The sequence below is a fragment of the Citrobacter sp. RHBSTW-00599 genome, assembly GCF_013784065.1.
GTDB classification, from domain to species: Bacteria; Pseudomonadota; Gammaproteobacteria; order Enterobacterales; family Enterobacteriaceae; genus Citrobacter; species Citrobacter braakii.
Map to the genome: position 1 here is coordinate 3,281,281 of NZ_CP056717.1, position 19,369 is coordinate 3,300,649.

Consider the following 19,369-nt stretch of genomic DNA (forward strand, 5'->3'; position numbering starts at 1 on the left):
AAATTCACGCCAGTGTCATATTTGTGAGCTACCCGCAAAATCATTTGTACAAAAATAGTCTGTCAGAACAGCTATCTCCACGGCTAAAAAAATAAAAAAAACCGCCCCGGGCAATGAACCAGGGGCGGCATAATTTACAATTATTTAAGCTTAAGGGATGCGTTTCAGCTCCTGAGCCATTGCCGTCGCTTCCTGGCTCCAGGCGTTGGCCAGAACCTTCACCATCTCATCGTAGCCGTCTTTAGTCTGTACAGCTTCGATGTGGAATGGACGCTTGATCAACTGCCCCTGGTGATTCAGCAGCCATTCACCGCTCACGATGACCTTACCATCGTACCGACCGTGGAAGCCGGTCACGGTAACGTTCAACGTGTCCTGAGTGCTTCCCAGCGGCTGCGAAGCGACAACCCAGCCAGGCAACTGCATACTGAGGTTCGTAACCAGGGTATTGCGCAATTGCTGATCTAATGGGCTGGCCCAGAGATTATTATTCGCTATCACATATTGCACATCGCTGGTCTGGTAAACCACCCCATTACCCGCCAGATAGTCCGGGACCGCAATCTGTTCAACCCACAGCAGACGGTTACCCTGGTTAGCTGAGCTCTGTACGCCCCCTTGCGCGATAGGGAGCTGGTAATAGCTTTTATTTTCTCCGCTGGAGCTGCATGACGTCAGCCAGACCGCCATCATCGCCACTAGCCACTTTTTCATTGTTTCGCCCTCTTCGGCTCTGGATCTTTTTTGTCCTTCGCTTCAAATACCAGCGCATTGCTCTTATCGTTCAACGTTTTCAGTACCGGTTGCAGTTCTCGCAGTACCTGATCAAGACGCTGCATATCCGCCACCATCTTGTTGTAGGCGGCGGACCCCGGCTGGAAGCCCTGCATACTACGGTTCAGTTCGCGCAGCGTGTTCTGCATATCCGCCGGAAGATCCTGCATCGACTGACTGGACGTGATCTTATTCATGTTGTCCAGCGTGGTTTGCAGATGCTTCATCGTACGCTGGCTTTCCGACAACGTATTGGTCGCCTGCTCAATCATCGGGTTCAACGGCAGATTGTTAATCTTATCCAGCGCTTCCATCAGTCGCTGCTGGATCTGCGCCAGACCACCGCTCACGGTCGGAATAATTTGATAACCGTTAAATTCGCGCACACCGGTAATCGGCGGTTCTTTCGGGTAGAAGTCGAGATCGACATACAGAGCGCCAGTCACCAGGTTCCCGGTTTTCAGCGATGCCCGTAATCCTCGTTTAAGCAATTCTGCCAGATGAGCGCCAACATCAGTATCTTCTCCCAGCTGTGCCTTCAGACGTTCTGGTTCGATACGTACCAGCACCGGAATGCGGTAATCATTGTTGAAGACCTGACGCATATTCGGCGAGAAGAAAGGTACTTTGCTTACCGTACCCAAACGGATGCCACGGAATTCCAGTGGCGCACCGGGCTGCAGGCCACGAATTGAATCTTTAAAGAACATCAGGTAATCAATATGATCGGTATACAGTGAATCCTGAATACTTTTTTGGTCGTCATAGAGATTAAACGCAGACTGCTGTGCGACCGGTTCGCCTTGTTCCAGCCCTTCTGGCACATCAAAACTTACGCCACCGCCAAACAGCGTGGAGAGAGATCCCATTTCCACGCGCATACCTGCCGAAGTAAGATCCACGGCGATCCCACTGTCCTTCCAGAAACGCACATTGCTGGTCACCAGACGATCGTTAGGCGCATTGATAAATAGCTGATAGCTAATCGTACGCTTTTGCGCATCAAATGTGCTGGTTTCAACCGAACCTACACGATAACCACGGAACAGAACCGGGTCGCCCGGGCTCAGCTGACCGGCTTTTTTGCTGTCCAGAATCACACGGATCCCTTTCGCATCTGGCGGCGCCAGCGGCGGTGAATCCAGCAGTTGGTAATTTTCCAGCTTGCTGCCTTTATTGCCAGGCTGCAGTTCAATATAAGCCCCGGACAATAGCGTGCCGAGCCCACTGATACCTTCACGTCCAACCTGCGGCTTCACCACCCAAAAGACAGAATCTTTATGCAGCAGCTTTTCCATTCCGGAGTTAAGACGAGCTTTAATTTCCACATGGGTCAAATCATCAGTCAGGGTTGCGCTCTCGACGATACCGACATCCACGCTGCGGCTCTTAATCGTCGTTTTGCCCCCTTCAATACCTTCGGCATTGGTGGTAATCAGCGTGACTTGTGGCCCCTGATGACTGTAGTGATAAAACAGGACCCACGCGCCAATGAGGGCAGTGACTATAGGGAATATCCACACGGGCGACCAGTTTTTTACCTTTTGCACTTTGGCTTCCCCACTTTTAGATTCCATGCTGTCAGGACTCCTCATGATCTGGTTCACGGTCCCACGACAGACGGGGATCAAATGTCATCGCAGAAAACATTGTCATAATGACGACTAAAGCAAACATCAAAGCACCCATTGCAGGATAAATGTTCATTAACCCTCCCATGCGCACCAGCGCGGAGAGTACGGCAATTACAAAAACGTCGATCATTGACCAGCGACCGACAAATTCTACAACCTCGTAAATTAAATGCATTCGTTCACTGTCGCGTTTGCCGTGCCCTTTGGCATCCCAACACAGCCAGGCAATGGCGATCATCTTCAACGTCGGCACCATAATACTGGCGATAAAGATAACCGCAGCCACCGGGTAAGAACCTTCGCTCCAGATTAAAACCACGCCCTCGAGTATCGTTGAAGGCAGCTTTGACCCGAGCAGATCGGTGATCATGATCGGCAGAATATTGGCAGGAAGATAAAGCATGATCGACGTAAACAGTAATGCCAATGTCCATTGCAGACTGTTTTTACGTCGCACATAACCTTTCGTCTGACAGCGTGGGCATACCAGCTCGTCTGCCGGAAGAATAGCGGTGCAGCAGGAACAGGAACGCAACCCTTGTCGGATGCCGGGCACACCAGGCTTTAATTCCTGCTTAATGGCTGGCATAGGGGCAATATCATCCCACAGCCAACGGCGATCCACACACTGAAAAGCCCGCAACTGGAGCATACAAAACATGCACCACGGGATGAAGCTGCTGCCCACACCGATATCGCCGTAGGCCATCAGCTTAACAAAGCTCACCAGCACGCCCGCGAGGAAAATTTCTGCCATTCCCCAGCTTTTTAACTGAAACAAAATACGCGCCAGCCATGTTTTAAGCCGCTCAGGCATATGAACCCGATTCACCAACAGCAAAATGGTCAACAAGCAAAAAGCGGGAACCAACTGAACGAATAAGATAAAGAAGGTACCGAGGCTGGCGTAATCTTCCGAAAAGAGAACGCTGGGGATTTGCAGCAGCGTCACTTCGCTGCTCACCCCCGCAACATTCATATTCACAAAGGGAAAGAGGTTTGACAAAAGCAGCATAAATAATGCTGCTAACACATAGGCGGTAGGACGCTGCCGTGGCGCGTCCCACTCAACCGTTAACGTAGTGCCACATCGTGGACATGCCGCTTTCTGACCATGCTCAAGGCGAGGTAACGCCACCAGCATGTCACACTGCGAGCACAGAATATGCTTCGCGGCATGGTGATGTTCGCACATATGTGCTCCTTTAAATTATGCGCCGTTCTTCAAAGACTCAAGATACTCCCAGCGCTCAAAGGCTTGCTCAAGTTCTTGTTCAGCTTCGTTCAGATTAGCTAATACCTGTTGCGTTTGCTCATGCGGCTGACTGAAAAAAGCGGCGTCAGCTACCTGAGCTTGTAATGCTTCCAGTTTAGCTTCCAGTTCTTCAAGCAGCGCGGGGAGCAGCTCCAGTTCGCGCTGCAGTTTATAGCTTAGTTTGCTCGTGCTGCGTTTGACAATTTCTGCTTTAGGAGCAACGGTTTCCTCTGTTTTTTTCGCAACTGGCTGTTTAAACGCCACATACTGCGATTGCTGGCTGCGGGCATCATGATAACCGCCGACATAACGACCAATTTTACCGCCGCCTTCGAAGATCCAGCATTCGGTGACGGTATTATCCACAAACTGACGGTCGTGGCTCACCAGCAGCACGGTGCCCTGGTAGCTATCAATCAGCTCTTCAAGCAGTTCCAGCGTTTCGACGTCCAGATCGTTCGTTGGTTCATCGAGAATCAAAAGATTACTGGGTTTGAGAAAAAGACGCGCCAGCAGTAGGCGATTGCGTTCCCCACCAGAGAGCGCACGTACTGGCGTCATCGCCCGTTTCGGATGGAACAGGAAATCCTGGAGGTAGCCCAGCACATGGCGAGGTTTACCGTTAACCAGCACCTCTTGCTTACCCTCAGCAAGGTTGTCCATCACGGTTTTATCCGGATCCAGTTCGGCGCGGTGCTGATCGAAATACGCCACTTCCAGCTTCGTGCCGACGTGAATGCGTCCGCTGTCAGCCTGAAGCTGACCTAACATCAGCTTCAGCAGCGTTGTTTTACCGCAGCCGTTAGGTCCAATTAGCGCAATCTTGTCGCTACGTTGCACCTGCGCGGAGAAATCTTTTACCAGTTGCTTTCCATCAACCTGGTAATCAACATTCTCCATTTCGAAGACAATCTTGCCAGAACGGCTCGCCTCTTCGACCTGCATCTTCGCCGTGCCCATCACTTCGCGACGTTCTCCACGCTCGCGACGCATGGCTTTCAGCGCCCGCACGCGGCCTTCATTACGGGTACGACGCGCTTTGATGCCCTGACGGATCCAGACTTCTTCCTGCGCCAGCTTGCGATCAAATTCCGCGTTTTGGAGATCTTCCACCCGCAGCGCTTCTTCTTTATCCAGCAGATACTGATCGTAGTTCCCCGGATAGGTCACCAGCTTGCCGCGGTCGAGATCGACAATACGCGTCGCCATATTGCGAATAAATGAACGGTCGTGGGAAATGAAAATAATTGTCCCATTGAAGGATTTCAGGAACCCTTCCAGCCAGTCGATAGTTTCAATATCCAGGTGGTTAGTTGGTTCATCCAGCAGCAGTACGCGCGGGTTGCTCACTAACGCGCGGCCCAGCGCCGCCTTACGCAGCCAGCCGCCCGAAAGCGAAGAAAGCGCGGCGTTAGGATCCAGTCCCAGTTGTGCCAGCACTTCATTAATGCGGCTTTCGAGCTGCCACAGATTATGGTGATCGAGCATTTCCTGAACCCGCGCCATTTCATTCAGGTTTCTGTCGCTGGGATCGGTCATCACCAGGCGCGAAATATCGTGATAACGCTTCAGATATTCAGCCTGTTCCTCAATACCTTCGGCAACGAAGTCATAGACGCTGCCCTCAACATTACGCGGCGGATCCTGCTGCAGACGCGCCACAACCAGGTCCTGCTCATAAATAATACGCCCGTCGTCAAGACCCTGTTCACGGTTGAGGATCTTCATCAGCGTCGACTTACCTGCGCCATTGCGGCCAACCAGACAGACGCGTTCGTTATCTTCGATATGCAGTTCTGCATTATCAAGAAGCGGCGCATCGCTGAACGACAGCCATGCACCATGCATACTGATCAATGACATTTATTTATCCTTTCAGGCTGCGGTAATCAGCCAGCAATTGTGGATCTGACGGTTACGGGCAAAATCCTGGGAAAGCGTTTTTTGGGTGATTTCTTGTGCTTTTAATCCCAGTTCAGCCAGACCGTCGAGATCCATACGGAACCCACGCTTGTTGTTGGAGAACATGATCGTGCCGTCTTTACGCAGCAGACGTTTCAGATCTTTCATCAGCGCCAGATGATCGCGCTGTACATCAAACGAGTCTTCCATACGTTTTGAGTTAGAGAACGTCGGCGGATCGATGAAAATCAGATCAAACTGTTCATTGGCATCGCGCAGCCAGCCCAGGCAATCGGCCTGAATTAAACGGTGAGCGCGACCACTCAGGCCGTTCAGGCGCAGGTTACGCTCAGCCCACTCCAGGTAGGTACGCGACATATCAACTGTCGTGGTACTACGCGCACCGCCCAGTCCGGCATGAACGCTGGCACTGCCGGTGTAGGAGAACAGGTTAAGGAAATCCTTACCTTTACTCATCTGGCCCAGCATACGGCGCGCAATACGGTGATCGAGGAACAAACCGGTATCAAGATAGTCTGTCAGGTTGACCCACAGGCGCGCGTTGTACTCGCTTACCTCAATGAATTCACCCTTCTCATTCATCTTCTGATACTGGTTCTTCCCTTTCTGCCGCTCACGAGTTTTCAGCACCAGTTTATTTGGCGCGATTTCCAGGACCGACAACGTTGCGGCAATGATGTCGAACAGACGTTGACGTGCTTTTTGTGCATCGACCGTCTTCGGCGGAGCGTATTCCTGAACCACGACCCACTCACCGTAACGGTCCACTGCAACGTTGTATTCCGGCAGGTCAGCATCATACAGGCGATAGCATTCAATTCCTTCCTGACGCGCCCATTTTTCCAGCTTCTTGATATTCTTGCGCAGGCGGTTGGCATAATCTTCCGCGACCGTGGCTGGCTTGCTGTCCGCAGTGGTCTCTGCAACGTGATAGTTTTTCTGTACGCAATCCAGCGGACCGTTTTTCGCTTTGAACTGCTTATCAGCACGCAATTGCAGGCTGCTGAGCAAATCCGGAGAGGCGCTGAACAGCGACAAATTCCAGCCGCCAAACTGGTTTTTCATCGTACGGCCCAGCAAGCTATGCAGGGCAATCAGCGCCGGTTCGCTATCCAGACGTTCGCCGTAGGGCGGGTTACTGATCACCGTACCATACGGTCCCTTCGGCAGTGGATTACTCAGTTTGGCGACATCTTTAACGTCAAATGTCATCAGATCGGCAATACCTGCGCGGCGGGCGTTACTACGCGCTTTTTCAATCACGCGCGCATCGCTGTCGGAGCCATAGAAGTGCGAAGTATAGTCAGCAAGCCCCTTACGCGCACGCACCTGAGCTTCGGCTTTAACCTCTTGCCAGACGGCTTCATCGTGCTGTGCCCAACCGCTAAAGCCCCAGTACCCGCGGTGCAGGCCCGGCGCGCGATCGGTTGCCCACATCGCCGCTTCAATCAGCAGCGTGCCGGAGCCGCACATCGGATCGAGTAACGGTGTGCCCGGCTGCCAGCCAGAACGCATAACAATAGCGGCGGCCAGCGTCTCTTTAATCGGCGCCTGACCCGCGCGATCGCGATAACCGCGCTGATGCAAACCGTCACCGCTCAGATCGAGCGCAATGCTGGCGGTATCTTTATTCAACCAGACGTTGATTCGCAGATCCGGAGATTCACGATCCACATTCGGACGCGGCAGATTTTTGCGGGTAAAGGCATCGACAATCGCATCCTTGACCTTCAACGCGCCGTACTGGCTGTTACGAATGGTCTCGTTCAGGCCGCTAAAATGGACGGCAAACGTAGCACCAGGATTAAATATCTCTGTCCAGTCGATTGCCTGAACGCCGAGGTACAGATCAAGATCGCTGTAGACCTTGCACTCTCCCATCGGCAGGATAATGCGCGAGGCCAGGCGGCTCCACATCAGGCTCTGGTAAACAAGCCGCGTGTCGCCCTTAAAATGGACCCCACCCTGAACGACCTGACACTCCAGCGCGCCGAGGTTTTCCAGTTCAGTTTTTAACAGCTCTTCCAGCCCACGGGCCGTACTGGCAAACAGAGAATTCATAATGTCACTTTTACTCCTAGAAAATTGCTGCGCATTATAGCTAATATGGGCTGTATGTCATAAAGTTGAAGGCTTATTTTCGTTCAAGGGGCTGTGCAGTGGTAACGTTGACCCGACTTTTTATTCATCCGGTTAAATCAATGCGTGGAATTGGACTCACGCACGCCCTGGCAGACGTGAGCGGTCTCGCCCTGGATCGTATATTTATGATTACCGAACCCGACGGGACGTTCATTACCGCCCGACAGTTCCCGCAAATGGTCCGCTTTACCCCTTCCCCTTTCCACGATGGACTTCATCTCACGGCTCCAGACGGCAGCAGCGCGCTCGTGCGATTCGCAGACTTCGCCACCCAGGATGCGCCGACAGAAGTGTGGGGAAACCATTTTACCGCGCGTATTGCACCAGCGGCTATCAACCTGTGGCTGAGCGGCTTTTTCTCCCGTGACGTGCAGTTGCGCTGGGTGGGTCCGCAACTGACACGCCGGGTGAAGCGCCACGCTGATGTTCCTTTGTCCTTCGCCGATGGTTATCCCTACCTGCTGGCCAACGAAGCATCTCTGCGCGATGTGCAACAGCGCTGTCCGGCAAGCGTCAAAATGGAACAGTTTCGCCCCAATCTGGTGGTTTCGGGGGCTGACGCATGGGCAGAAGACACCTGGAAAGTGATTCGCATTGGCGACGTCATTTTTGATGTGGCAAAACCCTGTAGCCGCTGCATTTTCACTACCGTTAGCCCAGAAAAAGGCCAGAAACATCCGTCTGGCGAGCCGCTCGCCACGCTGCAAACCTTCCGGACAGCGGTGGATAACGGCGACGTTGATTTCGGCCAGAATCTTATCGCACGCAACAGTGGCGTTATTCGCGTCGGCGATGAGGTAGAGATTTTGGCAACCGGTCCCGCCAGAGCTTACGGTACGGCGGAGCCAGACGATACCGCACAGGAACAACAACCCGATGCCACGGTACTTATTGACTGGCAGGGACAAACCTTTCGCGGAAATAATCAGCAGGTATTGCTTGAACAGCTGGAAAACCAGGGTATCAGGGTGCCCTATTCATGCCGGGCAGGAATTTGCGGATGCTGTCGAATTCGACTGTTGGAAGGCGAAGTTAGTCCGCTGAAAAAATCAGCGATTGGGGATGACGGGACGATTCTGTGCTGCAGTTGCGTTCCCAAAACGACAATCAGGCTGGAGAGTTAAACCGCCTGTTCAAGGCTGAAACTGTCGGCAATAACCTGCGGTTTCAGTCGGTCATTCATTATTTTAATCGCGTCGCCAAGTTGCATTGTTCGCCCGGCAATAACCACACCAGGTTGTGCAAGCAGACAAAGCGCGGCATTTTCACCCGGTTCAACCACTAACAGGTTTACCTGTTCATCCGTATCGCTTAAATCCACACAAGCAGCATCCCCCACGACTGGCGACCAGTTAATACCGTGTGCGACAAAGTGCCAGCTTTTTGGCATTTGCGGTTTAAGGTAACGAATCGCCACCAGCGCATTAAGCACCAGTTCCGCCTTTTGCTCTTTGGCTAAATCCAGGTAGCGACATTTTTCTTCAAACGAAAAATAAAGCGCGGCGTCATCAACACAAAAACCCGACGGAGAAAATGCATCTGGAGTGAGCATTTTACGAGCAAAACGCGAACGGAATAACATGCCATTGGCCAAATCGAGCATCATACGATCGTGCTCTTCATCATAATACCAGCGCCAGTTATCGTCGGGTTTAATTCGCATCAGTTTCTCTCCTTTCCTTAATCATCACCATTACGACAGTATCCTTTTGCCGCTTCGTTTATTGCCTTAATAATAAAAGCTCAGAATGTTTAAATAAGCAACAGTAAAGGAATATAAAACAACCAGGGCCAGAAATAAAGCCCTGGATTGTGATTAAGGTAGCATTCAGATATTGGTGACGATTTCTTTAATCAACGGTGGGCCTTTAAAAATAAAGCCCGAATAAATCTGTACCAGGGAAGCACCAGCAGCTATTTTCTCACGCGCGGCGATTACTGAGTCGATACCACCAACCCCAATAATCGGCAGCTGACCTTTTAATTCCTGAGACAACTGGCGAATAATTTCTGTACTTTTTAATTGTAACGGTCGACCGCTGAGGCCGCCCATTTGATCGCAATTTTTCATTCCCTGAACGAGAGAACGATCGAGAGTGGTGTTAGTCGCAATTACGCCATCAATATTATGACGAACTAAACTGTCAGCAACCTGGATCAGTTCTTCCACAGAAAGATCCGGTGCGATCTTAACCGCCACTGGAACATATTTATGGTGGATCGCTTGCAGATCATTTTGCTTATTTTTAATTGCCGTCAGAAGATCATCCAGCGCCTCACCATATTGCAGCGTACGTAATCCCGGCGTATTCGGTGAAGAGATATTAATCGCGATATAACCAGCATAAGCATAGACTTTTTCCATACAAATCAGATAGTCATCTTTGCCGTTCTCTACCGGAGTATCTTTATTCTTACCAATATTAATCCCCAGAATACCGTCAAAATGCGATTTTTTGACGTTCTCAACCAGGTTATCAACCCCCAGGTTATTAAACCCCATGCGGTTGATCAAACCTTCTGCATCGACCAGACGAAACAGACGTGGTTTATCATTACCCGGCTGAGGACGCGGCGTCACGGTACCAATCTCAATGGAACCAAATCCCATCGCGCCGAGCGCATCAATGCACTCCCCGTCTTTATCCAGTCCGGCAGCAAGCCCGAGTGGATTTTTAAACGTCAGCCCCATACAGGTAACCGGTTTTGCGGGTACTTTCTGGCGGACAAGCGCTTCGAGCGGCGTGCCGGTAATGCGACGTAATTGCTGGAATGTCAATTCATGAGCGCGCTCTGGATCGAGCTGGAAAAGGGCTTTACGAACGAAGGGGTAGTACATGAACTCTCCTGGATTCCCGGTGTGCAAACCGGGGGCGTATTATGTGCGATCGCGAGCAAAAAGGGAATTGACCTGCGGCAATAAATAGCAATCGTTTTCCTGCTTCCTCCTTTTTATTCATTTTTCAACTTTTCTATCCCGTATAAATCATTTCGAAAAAGAAAGTCTCTCTGCCAGACTGCACAAATTGTTATCAATGTTAATCAAAAGCAAACAATTGGTTATAAGGGGAGAATAAAATTATGCGCGTCATCACTCTGGCGGGAAGCCCACGCTTTCCCTCTCGCTCCAGCGCGTTGCTGGAATATGCCCGAGAAAAATTGAACGGCCAGGATGTCGAAGTCTTTCACTGGAACCTGCACAACTTTGCCCCGGAAGACCTGATCTATGCCCGTTTTGACAGTCCGGCGCTGAAGACATTTATCGAACAACTACAGGATGCAGACGGGCTGATTGTCGCAACGCCGGTCTACAAAGCCGCTTACTCTGGCACACTGAAAACGCTGCTCGATCTACTCCCCGAGCGGGCGCTGGAAGGAAAAGTGGTTTTGCCGCTGGCGACCGGCGGCAGCGTGGCGCATTTACTGGCCGTCGATTACGCGCTGAAACCGGTGCTGAGCGCGTTAAAGGCTCAGGAGATCCTGCACGGCGTGTTTGCCGATGATTCACAGGTCATCGATTATCAGCATAAACCGCAGTTTACGCCCAACCTGCAGCAGCGCCTGGACAGTGCGCTCGACACTTTCTGGCTGGCGTTGCATCGTCGCGATCTCCAACTCCCGCAACTGAACGCCCTGCGAGGTGCCGCCCATGCTTAATCTGCTCAAGCGTCACACCCCATGGCTGGCATTAACCGGGCTGCTGTCCCTGTCATCCTTGGCGCATGCCGCAGAATCGGCTCCGGATGCCCTGCGCATTGGCTACCAGAAAGGAAGCGTCAGCATGGTGCTGGCAAAAAGTCATCAGCTACTGGAGAAACGTTACCCACAGACCAAAATCTCGTGGATTGAGTTCCCGGCTGGACCGCAAATGTTGGAAGCACTCAATATCGGCAGTATCGATCTCGGCAGTACCGGTGACATTCCGCCAATTTTCGCCCAGGCCGCCGGAGCCGATCTGGTTTATGTGGGCGTCGAACCGCCCAAACCGAAAGCCGAAGTGATTCTGGTGCCGAAAAATAGCCCGATCCAGAGCGTTGCGCAGCTCAAAGGGCATAAAGTCGCCTTCCAGAAAGGTTCCAGCGCCCACAATTTACTGCTCCGGGCGCTGCAACAGGCAGGGTTGAAATTTACCGATATTCAACCGACTTATCTGACCCCCGCCGATGCGCGAGCGGCCTTCCAGCAAGGAAACGTCGATGCGTGGGCTATCTGGGATCCCTACTATTCGGCCGCATTACTGCAAGGTGATGTGCGCGTGCTGAAAGACGGCTCAGACCTCAAGCAGACCGGTTCGTTTTATCTCGCTGCACGTCCTTATGCCGAAAAAAATAGCGCTTTTGTTCTTGGCGTACTGGATACCTTTAGCCAGGCGGATGCGTTAACTCTCAGCCAACGCCAGCAAAGCATTACTCTGCTGGCTAAAACCATGGGCCTGCCCGAGCCGGTAATTGCGTCTTATCTGGATCACCGTCCGCCAACCACCATTACGCCCGTCAGCGCCTCTGTTGCCGCCCTACAACAACAAACCGCCGATCTGTTTTATGACAACCGTCTGGTGCCGAAAAAAATCGATATTCGCCAGCGTATCTGGCAACCCACTCAGCAGGCAGGAGAAAAATTATGAGTCTGAACATGTTCTGGTTTTTACCCACCCACGGTGACGGTCATTATCTGGGAACGGAAGAAGGTTCGCGCCCGGTCGATCACGGTTATTTGCAACAAATTGCGCAAACAGCCGATCGTCTGGGATTTACTGGCGTTCTGATCCCAACCGGTCGCTCCTGTGAAGATGCCTGGCTGGTCGCAGCGTCGATGATCCCAGTCACCCAGCGATTAAAGTTTCTGGTCGCGCTTCGTCCAAACGTAACCTCGCCGACGGTCGCCGCCCGCCAGGCCGCGACGCTCGACAGACTCTCTAACGGCCGGGCGTTATTCAACCTGGTAACCGGCAGCGATCCACAAGAGCTGGCGGGTGACGGCGTGTTCCTTGATCACACCGAGCGCTATGAAGCCTCTGCTGAATTCACTCAGGTCTGGCGGCGTTTGCTGCAAGGTGAAACCGTGGATTTCAACGGCAAACACATTCATGTCCGCGGCGCGAAACTGTTTTTCCCTCCTGTACAACAACCCCGGCCACCGCTTTATTTCGGCGGTTCGTCTGATGTCGCCCAAGATCTTGCTGCCGAGCAGGTTGATCTCTATCTGACCTGGGGCGAGCCGCCTGAACAGGTGAAAGAGAAGATTGAACAGGTGCGGGCCAAAGCGGCGGCGCTCGGGCGCAAGATCCGCTTTGGTATTCGTCTGCATGTGATCGTCCGGGAGACAACGCAAGAGGCGTGGCAGGCAGCGGATCGTCTGATAGCCCATCTGGATGACGACACCATTGCCAAAGCCCAGGCCGCCTTCTCAAGAACGGATTCGGTTGGTCAGCAGCGAATGGCTGCACTGCACAACGGTAAACGCGACAAACTGGAAATCAGCCCGAACCTGTGGGCAGGAGTAGGACTGGTGCGCGGTGGCGCGGGTACCGCGCTGGTCGGAGATGGTCCGACGGTCGCGGCGCGTATCAACGAGTATGCCGCACTGGGAATCGACAGTTTTGTGTTGTCCGGGTATCCACATCTGGAAGAGGCATACAAGGTTGGCGAGCTGCTGTTCCCACATCTGGATGTCGCTATACCAGAAATTCCACAGCCGCAGCGCCAGCATCAACAAGGTGAAGCGGTGGCAAACGAATTTATCCCACGCAAAATCGCGCAAAGCTAAGGAGCCTGCTGATGGCAACGCCGAAAAACAGGTGGTTACTGCGCCTCGCGCCCTGGTTTTTACCGGTTGGGTTGGTCGCGCTCTGGCAGCTCGCATCATCAATGGGCTGGTTGTCCACCCGCATCCTGCCCTCTCCGGAGGGCGTTGTCGAAGCCTTCTGGACGCTTTCCGCCAGCGGCGAGCTTTGGCAGCATCTGGCGATCAGCTCCTGGCGCGCGCTGGTAGGCTTCTCCATCGGCGGATCGATTGGCCTGACGCTGGGACTGATTAGCGGTCTTTCGCGGTGGGGAGAACGCCTGCTGGATACTTCGGTGCAGATGCTGCGTAACGTGCCGCATCTGGCGCTGATCCCACTGGTGATTTTGTGGTTCGGCATTGATGAATCCGCCAAGATCTTTCTCGTCGCGCTGGGCACGCTTTTTCCGATTTACATCAACACCTGGCATGGGATCCGCAATATCGATCGCGGTCTGGTAGAGATGGCTCGCAGCTATGGGCTGTCTGGTTTTTCACTATTTATTCATGTGATCCTCCCCGGCGCCCTGCCCTCGATTATGGTTGGCGTGCGTTTTGCTCTCGGGCTGATGTGGTTAACGCTTATTGTCGCGGAAACCATTTCAGCCAATGCCGGCATTGGTTACCTGGCAATGAACGCCCGCGAATTTCTGCAAACCGATGTGGTCGTGGTGGCCATTATTCTCTACGCCCTGCTCGGCAAACTTGCCGACGTCAGCGCCCAATGGCTAGAGCGGATCTGGCTGCGCTGGAACCCGGCTTACCATGTGAAGGAGGCTACCGTATGAATACCGCTCGCCTAAACCAAGGCACGCCGCTTTTACTAAGTGCCGTGACGAAACAATACGCCGCCAATACGGTGCTCAATCAGTTAGATTTACACATTCAGGCCGGACAGTTTGTTGCCGTGGTTGGCCGCAGCGGGGGAGGAAAAAGCACGTTGCTGCGTCTGCTGGCTGGGCTGGAGTCTCCCACCTCAGGTGCATTACTTGCCGGAACCACCCCGCTGGCAGAAATTCAGGAGGATACGCGAATGATGTTTCAGGATGCGCGTCTGCTGCCCTGGAAGACGGTTATCGATAATGTGGGTCTGGGTCTGAAAGGTCACTGGCGCGATGCGGCCCGGGACGCGCTGGCCGCAGTTGGGCTGGAGAATCGTGCTCAGGAATGGCCTGCCGCCCTGTCCGGTGGACAAAAACAGCGCGTGGCCCTGGCGCGGGCATTAATTCATCGTCCCGGTCTGCTGCTGCTGGATGAACCTCTCGGTGCGCTGGATGCCTTAACCCGCCTTGAAATGCAGGAGCTGATTGTCTCTTTATGGCAAGAGCACGGCTTTACCGTACTGCTGGTCACCCATGACGTCAGTGAAGCGGTGGCAATGGCCGATCGCGTGTTGCTTATTGAAGATGGAAAAATCGGACTGGATTTAACGGTGGATATTGCGCGACCACGCCGGATTGGTTCGGTGCGTCTGGCAGAGCTGGAAGCAGAAGTGTTGAACCGGGTAATGCAGCGTAGCGAAACGGAACAGCCGATCCGCCGGCATGGATAAGCATTCAGAAAAATCAGGCCCAGTAAGCGCAAGCGCCACCGGGCCTTTTGCCGGATAGCGGCGTTACCGCCTAATCCGGCTTACAAAACGACAGGTCAACGTTTCAGGCTAACGCTTTGGTTACCTTCTCGAACAGATCGCCGGAGAGATTCTCCAGACCTTTCAGTTGTTCCAGCGCCGCGCGCATCTGCGTCTGACGTTTTGCATCATACCGTTTTAAGCGAATCAGCGGCTCAATCAGACGTGACGCCACCTGCGGGTTACGGCTATTGAGTTCAGTCAGCATGTCGACCAGGAACTGATAGCCGCTGCCATCTTCCGCATGGAATGCCGCCGGGTTGCTGCCCGCAAAGGCGCCAATCAGAGATCGGATTCGGTTCGGGTTACTCATACTGAAGGAACGGTGCTTCAGTAAGCCACGTACCGTTTCCAGCACGTTTCTCGCCGGGCTGGTGGATTGCAGGATAAACCATTTGTCCATCACCAGACCGTCATGATGCCACTTATCGTCATACTCCTGCATTAGCGTGTCGCGGCAAGGCAGTTGCGCCGCGACTGCCGCGGACAGCGCCGCCAGCGCATCGGTCATATTGTTTGCTTCACGGTACTGCTTGCTGACCAGCGTGTCGGCCAGATGGGTTTCACCAAAGGCCAGGAAACGCAGGCAGGCATTACGTAGCGTACGCTTGCCAATATCGGCATGCTCAACGCGGTACTCATCAAGATGATTAGCGTTATAGATGGCGAGGAATTCATCCGCCAGTTCGGCCGCCAGCGTGCGAGTTAACGCTTCACGTACTTCCGTTATCGCCACCGGATCGATGATGTCGAACAGTTCAGCAATTTCATTCACCGAAGGCAGCGTCAGAATCTCTGCCGCCAGCGCCGGATCGATTTTCTCATCCAGCAAAATCGCCCGGAATGCATCGGCCACGTGTACCGGCAGCGACAGCGGCTGTCCCTGCTGATGGCGGGCTACGTTGAGCTTAATATAGGTCGCCAGCAAGCTTTGCGCCGCGTCCCAACGAGAGAAATCGTTACGCGCATGACGCATCAAGAAAGTCAGCTGCTGATCGCTCCATTTGTATTCCAGTTTTACCGGTGCGGAAAATTCGCACAGCAGTGCCGGAACCGGCTGGAAGTAGACATTATCAAAGACAAACGTCTGCTCAGCCTGGGTGACATTGAGTACGGAATTCACCGGGTGCCCGCCTTTTTGCAGCGGGATCACTTTCCCTTGGTTGTCATACAACTCGAGGGCGAAAGGAATATGCAGCGGCTGTTTTTCGGCCTGATCCGGCGTGGCCGGCGTGCGCTGGCTGATAGTCAGCGTGTACTGCTCAGTGGATGGATTGTAGTCATCACGCACGGTCAGAATCGGCGTACCGGACTGACTGTACCAGCGACGGAAATGCGAAAGATCGACGTTGGACGCATCTTCCATCGCCTGCACGAAATCATCACAGGTTGCAGCGCTGCCGTCATGACGCTCAAAGTACAACTGCATCCCTTTCTGGAAGTTAGCCTCACCGAGCAGGGTGTGGATCATACGAATAACTTCAGCGCCCTTTTCGTACACGGTCAGGGTATAGAAGTTGTTCATTTCAATGACCATATCCGGACGGATAGGATGCGCCATTGGGCTGGCATCTTCGGCAAACTGCAGGCCGCGCATGGTGCGCACATTGCTGATCCGGTTTACCGCGCGTGAGCCGAGATCGGAACTGAACTCCTGATCGCGGAACACGGTTAATCCCTCTTTCAGGCTCAACTGGAACCAGTCGCGACAGGTCACGCGGTTGCCGGTCCAGTTGTGGAAATATTCGTGACCGATGACGCGCTCAATATCGAGGTAATCTTTGTCGGTGGCGGTATCGGTACGTGCCAGCACATATTTGGAGTTAAAGATGTTCAGACCTTTATTCTCCATCGCCCCCATGTTGAAGAAATCGACCGCGACAATCATATAAATGTCGAGGTCATATTCGAGGCCAAAGCGCTCTTCATCCCATTTCATGGAGTTTTTCAGCGAGGTCATCGCCCACGGCGCGCGGTCCAGGTTGCCGCGATCGACGTACAGTTCCAGCGCCACTTCACGCCCGGAACGAGTGGTAAAGGTGTCGCGCAGGACGTCGAAATCACCAGCTACCAGCGCAAACAGATAACACGGTTTCGGGAACGGATCCTGCCACTGTACCCAGTGACGACCATTTTCCAGTTCCCCCTGCGCCACACGGTTACCGTTGGAGAGCAGGAACGGATATTGGGTTTTATCGGCGATAATTTTGGTGGTAAAACGCGCCAGGACGTCCGGCCTGTCGAGATACCAGGTAATATGGCGGAACCCTTCCGCTTCACACTGGGTGCACAGCGCGTCGCCGGACTTGTACAGTCCTTCCAGCGCGGTATTGGCCGCCGGGCTAATTTCATTCACGATACGCAGCGTAAAACGTTCCGGCAGTTGACTGATGACCAGAGCGCCCTCTTCTTCTTTATACTCTGCCCACGGCTCGTCGTTCACGTGGATCGACACCAGGGTCAGATCTTCACCATTCAGGCGCAGGGGCGCATCGGACGCGCCATGACGGACAGCCTGGCTCACGGCGGTGACCACGGTTTTTTCAGCATCCAGGTCAAAGGTCAAGTCAATATCAGTAATCTGGTAATCCGGCGCACGATAGTCGTGACGGTATTTGGCTTGTGGCTGTTGTGTCATAAAAAACCTTTAGCATCTTTGGTAGAGTCTCGGCTTCAGTCTATTCCTGTTGCGTAAATCGCGCTACGCAGAATGTTCATCTTTTCAGGCACAAACACCCTTTTTGCTACATTTTTATAACACGCGGCACGAATTGCCCTCGACCAGAAAGACAGCTTATGGTGTGATCGGGGTTCAATAAATCGCTAAACAAGGTATACTCCAGCGGTTTTCTTAGTTGTTTATTGTACTAAACGCTCCCGTGAGAGGATGCTACTGCGCACCTATGACACAATTCGCTTCTCCTGTTCTGCACTCGCTGCTGGATACTGACGCTTATAAGTTGCATATGCAGCAAGCCGTTTTTCACCACTACTATGATGTACAAGTAGCGGCTGAATTTCGTTGCCGTGGCGATGACCTGCTCGGTATTTATGCCGATTCTATTCGTGAGCAGGTGAATGCTATGCAACGCCTGCGACTGCAGGAGGACGAGTACCAGTGGCTCTCCGGCCTGCCTTTCTTTAAAGCTGATTACCTCACCTGGTTACGTGATTTCCGCTATAACCCGGAACAGGTTTGCGTCACCAATGATAACGGTAAGCTGAACATCCGCTTAACCGGGCCGTGGCGTGAAGTGATCATGTGGGAAGTCCCGCTGCTAGCGGTTATCAGCGAGATGGTACACCGTTACCGTTCGCCCGAATCAGGCGTCCCGCAGGCACTCGATGAGCTGGAAAGCAAACTAGTAGAATTCTCTGCTTTAACGAAAGATGTCGATATGTCCCGCTTCCATCTGATGGATTTCGGTACGCGTCGTCGTTTTTCACGTGAAGTACAGCAGGCTATTGTTAAACGCCTGCAGCGAGAGCCCTGGTTTGTCGGCACCAGTAACTACGATCTGGCCCGCCGCCTGTCATTAACCCCAATGGGCACGCAGGCGCATGAGTGGTTCCAGGCTCATCAGCAAATCAGCCCTGAACTTGCCACCAGCCAGCGCGTTGCCCTGGCCGCCTGGTTAAATGAATATCCTGACCAACTCGGCATTGCGCTGACCGATTGCATCACCATGGATGCGTTTTTACGCGACTTTGGCGTCGAGTTTGCAACCCGCTATCAGGGTTTACGCCATGACTCAGGCGACCCGGTGGAATGGGGTGAAAAAGCCATCGCCCATTATGAAAAACTGGGCATTGATCCGCTGAGCAAAACGCTGGTGTTTTCAGATAACCTCGATTTGAAAAAAGCGATTGAGCTCTACCGCCACTTCTCTTCTCGTGTGCAGTTGAGTTTTGGTATTGGCACACGTTTAACCTGTGATATTCCCCAGGTTAAGCCGCTCAATATTGTGATCAAGCTGGTGGAATGTAACGGCAAACCTGTGGCGAAGTTATCTGATAGCCCGGGTAAAACCATCTGCCACGATAAAGCGTTCGTGCGCGCGCTACGCAAAGCCTTCGATTTGCCGCATATTAAAAAAGCCAGTTAAACCTTCCAGGGAGCCAGTTTGGCTCCCTTTTCACGCTAATTTCCGAAATCTTTCACTCCAGCTACGAATTCTGCTTGTCTGATTGCAGATGCCAGGTAACATAGGTATCCCCCCATTACGGGTG

General features: G+C 52.9%; 15 protein-coding genes. 7 read left to right on the plus strand and 8 right to left on the minus strand.

Annotation, left to right across the window (positions count from 1 at the left end; genetic code table 11):
* Window positions 1-150: 150 nt before the first annotated feature.
* From pqiC to rlmKL, 5 genes are read right to left on the minus strand one after another with little or no spacing between them, the layout of a single operon-like run.
* Window positions 151-714: a membrane integrity-associated transporter subunit PqiC gene (gene pqiC, locus HV243_RS16265; protein WP_016152478.1), complete on the minus strand. Its 564-nt coding sequence runs from the start codon at window positions 712-714 to the stop codon at window positions 151-153.
* Complete coding sequence (gene pqiB / locus HV243_RS16270; RefSeq protein WP_003836843.1) at window positions 711-2,351, minus strand: intermembrane transport protein PqiB; 1,641 nt, start codon at window positions 2,349-2,351, stop codon at window positions 711-713. The genes pqiC and pqiB overlap by 4 nt, the downstream gene beginning before the upstream one ends.
* 4 nt (window positions 2,352-2,355) lie before the next feature.
* Complete coding sequence (pqiA, locus tag HV243_RS16275; protein ID WP_016152477.1) at window positions 2,356-3,603, minus strand: membrane integrity-associated transporter subunit PqiA; 1,248 nt, start codon at window positions 3,601-3,603, stop codon at window positions 2,356-2,358.
* Window positions 3,604-3,618: 15 nt separating this feature from the next.
* On the minus strand, window positions 3,619-5,526 hold the full coding sequence (locus tag HV243_RS16280; RefSeq protein ID WP_016152476.1) for an ABC transporter ATP-binding protein: 1,908 nt from the start codon (window positions 5,524-5,526) through the stop codon (window positions 3,619-3,621).
* Window positions 5,527-5,538: 12 nt separating this feature from the next.
* Entirely contained in the window at window positions 5,539-7,647 is a 2,109-nt protein-coding gene (gene rlmKL, locus HV243_RS16285; protein ID WP_016152475.1) for a bifunctional 23S rRNA (guanine(2069)-N(7))-methyltransferase RlmK/23S rRNA (guanine(2445)-N(2))-methyltransferase RlmL, read from the minus strand.
* 98 nt (window positions 7,648-7,745) lie between these two features.
* On the opposite strand from rlmKL, the gene HV243_RS16290 reads away from it, so the two are divergent.
* A complete protein-coding gene (locus tag HV243_RS16290) occupies window positions 7,746-8,852 on the plus strand; it encodes a YcbX family protein (protein ID WP_047414151.1) in 1,107 nt (368 codons plus the stop codon).
* On the opposite strand, the gene zapC is transcribed toward HV243_RS16290, so the two are convergent.
* Both zapC and pyrD read right to left on the minus strand, forming a co-directional pair.
* Window positions 8,849-9,391, minus strand: coding sequence for a cell division protein ZapC (zapC, locus tag HV243_RS16295; protein WP_016152473.1), 543 nt, complete (start codon window positions 9,389-9,391; stop codon window positions 8,849-8,851). The two genes, HV243_RS16290 and zapC, sit on opposite strands and share 4 nt — an antisense overlap.
* Window positions 9,392-9,556: 165 nt before the next feature.
* A complete protein-coding gene (gene pyrD / locus HV243_RS16300) occupies window positions 9,557-10,567 on the minus strand; it encodes a quinone-dependent dihydroorotate dehydrogenase (RefSeq protein ID WP_016152472.1) in 1,011 nt (336 codons plus the stop codon).
* Between the two features lie 242 nt (window positions 10,568-10,809).
* Here pyrD and ssuE point away from each other — a divergent pair, with 242 nt between their 5' ends.
* The 5 genes from ssuE to ssuB are packed head-to-tail and all read left to right on the plus strand — an operon-like array spanning window position 10,810 to window position 15,061.
* Window positions 10,810-11,385, plus strand: a complete 576-nt coding sequence (ssuE, locus tag HV243_RS16305) for an NADPH-dependent FMN reductase (RefSeq protein WP_053388963.1) — start codon at window positions 10,810-10,812, stop codon at window positions 11,383-11,385.
* Window positions 11,378-12,352 carry a sulfonate ABC transporter substrate-binding protein gene (locus HV243_RS16310; RefSeq protein ID WP_016156132.1) on the plus strand — a complete coding sequence of 325 codons (975 nt, stop codon included), beginning with the start codon at window positions 11,378-11,380 and terminating at the stop codon, window positions 12,350-12,352. The genes ssuE and HV243_RS16310 overlap by 8 nt, the downstream gene beginning before the upstream one ends.
* The gene (gene ssuD, locus HV243_RS16315) at window positions 12,349-13,494 is read left to right on the plus strand and encodes an FMNH2-dependent alkanesulfonate monooxygenase (RefSeq protein ID WP_053388964.1); all 1,146 of its coding nucleotides are present in this window, start codon (window positions 12,349-12,351) and stop codon (window positions 13,492-13,494) included. Before HV243_RS16310 ends, ssuD begins: the two co-directional genes overlap by 4 nt.
* A gap of 11 nt (window positions 13,495-13,505) precedes the next feature.
* Complete coding sequence (gene ssuC, locus HV243_RS16320; protein WP_016156130.1) at window positions 13,506-14,297, plus strand: aliphatic sulfonate ABC transporter permease SsuC; 792 nt, start codon at window positions 13,506-13,508, stop codon at window positions 14,295-14,297.
* Window positions 14,294-15,061 (plus strand): aliphatic sulfonates ABC transporter ATP-binding protein, encoded by a 768-nt coding sequence (gene ssuB, locus HV243_RS16325; protein WP_016152467.1) that lies wholly within the window; start codon window positions 14,294-14,296, stop codon window positions 15,059-15,061. The genes ssuC and ssuB overlap by 4 nt, the downstream gene beginning before the upstream one ends.
* A 103-nt stretch (window positions 15,062-15,164) precedes the next feature.
* On the opposite strand, the gene pepN is transcribed toward ssuB, so the two are convergent.
* A complete protein-coding gene (gene pepN / locus HV243_RS16330; protein ID WP_019076406.1) occupies window positions 15,165-17,777 on the minus strand; it encodes an aminopeptidase N in 2,613 nt (870 codons plus the stop codon).
* A gap of 265 nt (window positions 17,778-18,042) precedes the next feature.
* Between pepN and pncB the strand changes: the two genes are divergently transcribed.
* On the plus strand, window positions 18,043-19,245 hold the full coding sequence (pncB, locus tag HV243_RS16335) for a nicotinate phosphoribosyltransferase (RefSeq protein ID WP_053388965.1): 1,203 nt from the start codon (window positions 18,043-18,045) through the stop codon (window positions 19,243-19,245).
* The last annotated feature ends 124 nt before the right edge of the window (window positions 19,246-19,369 follow it).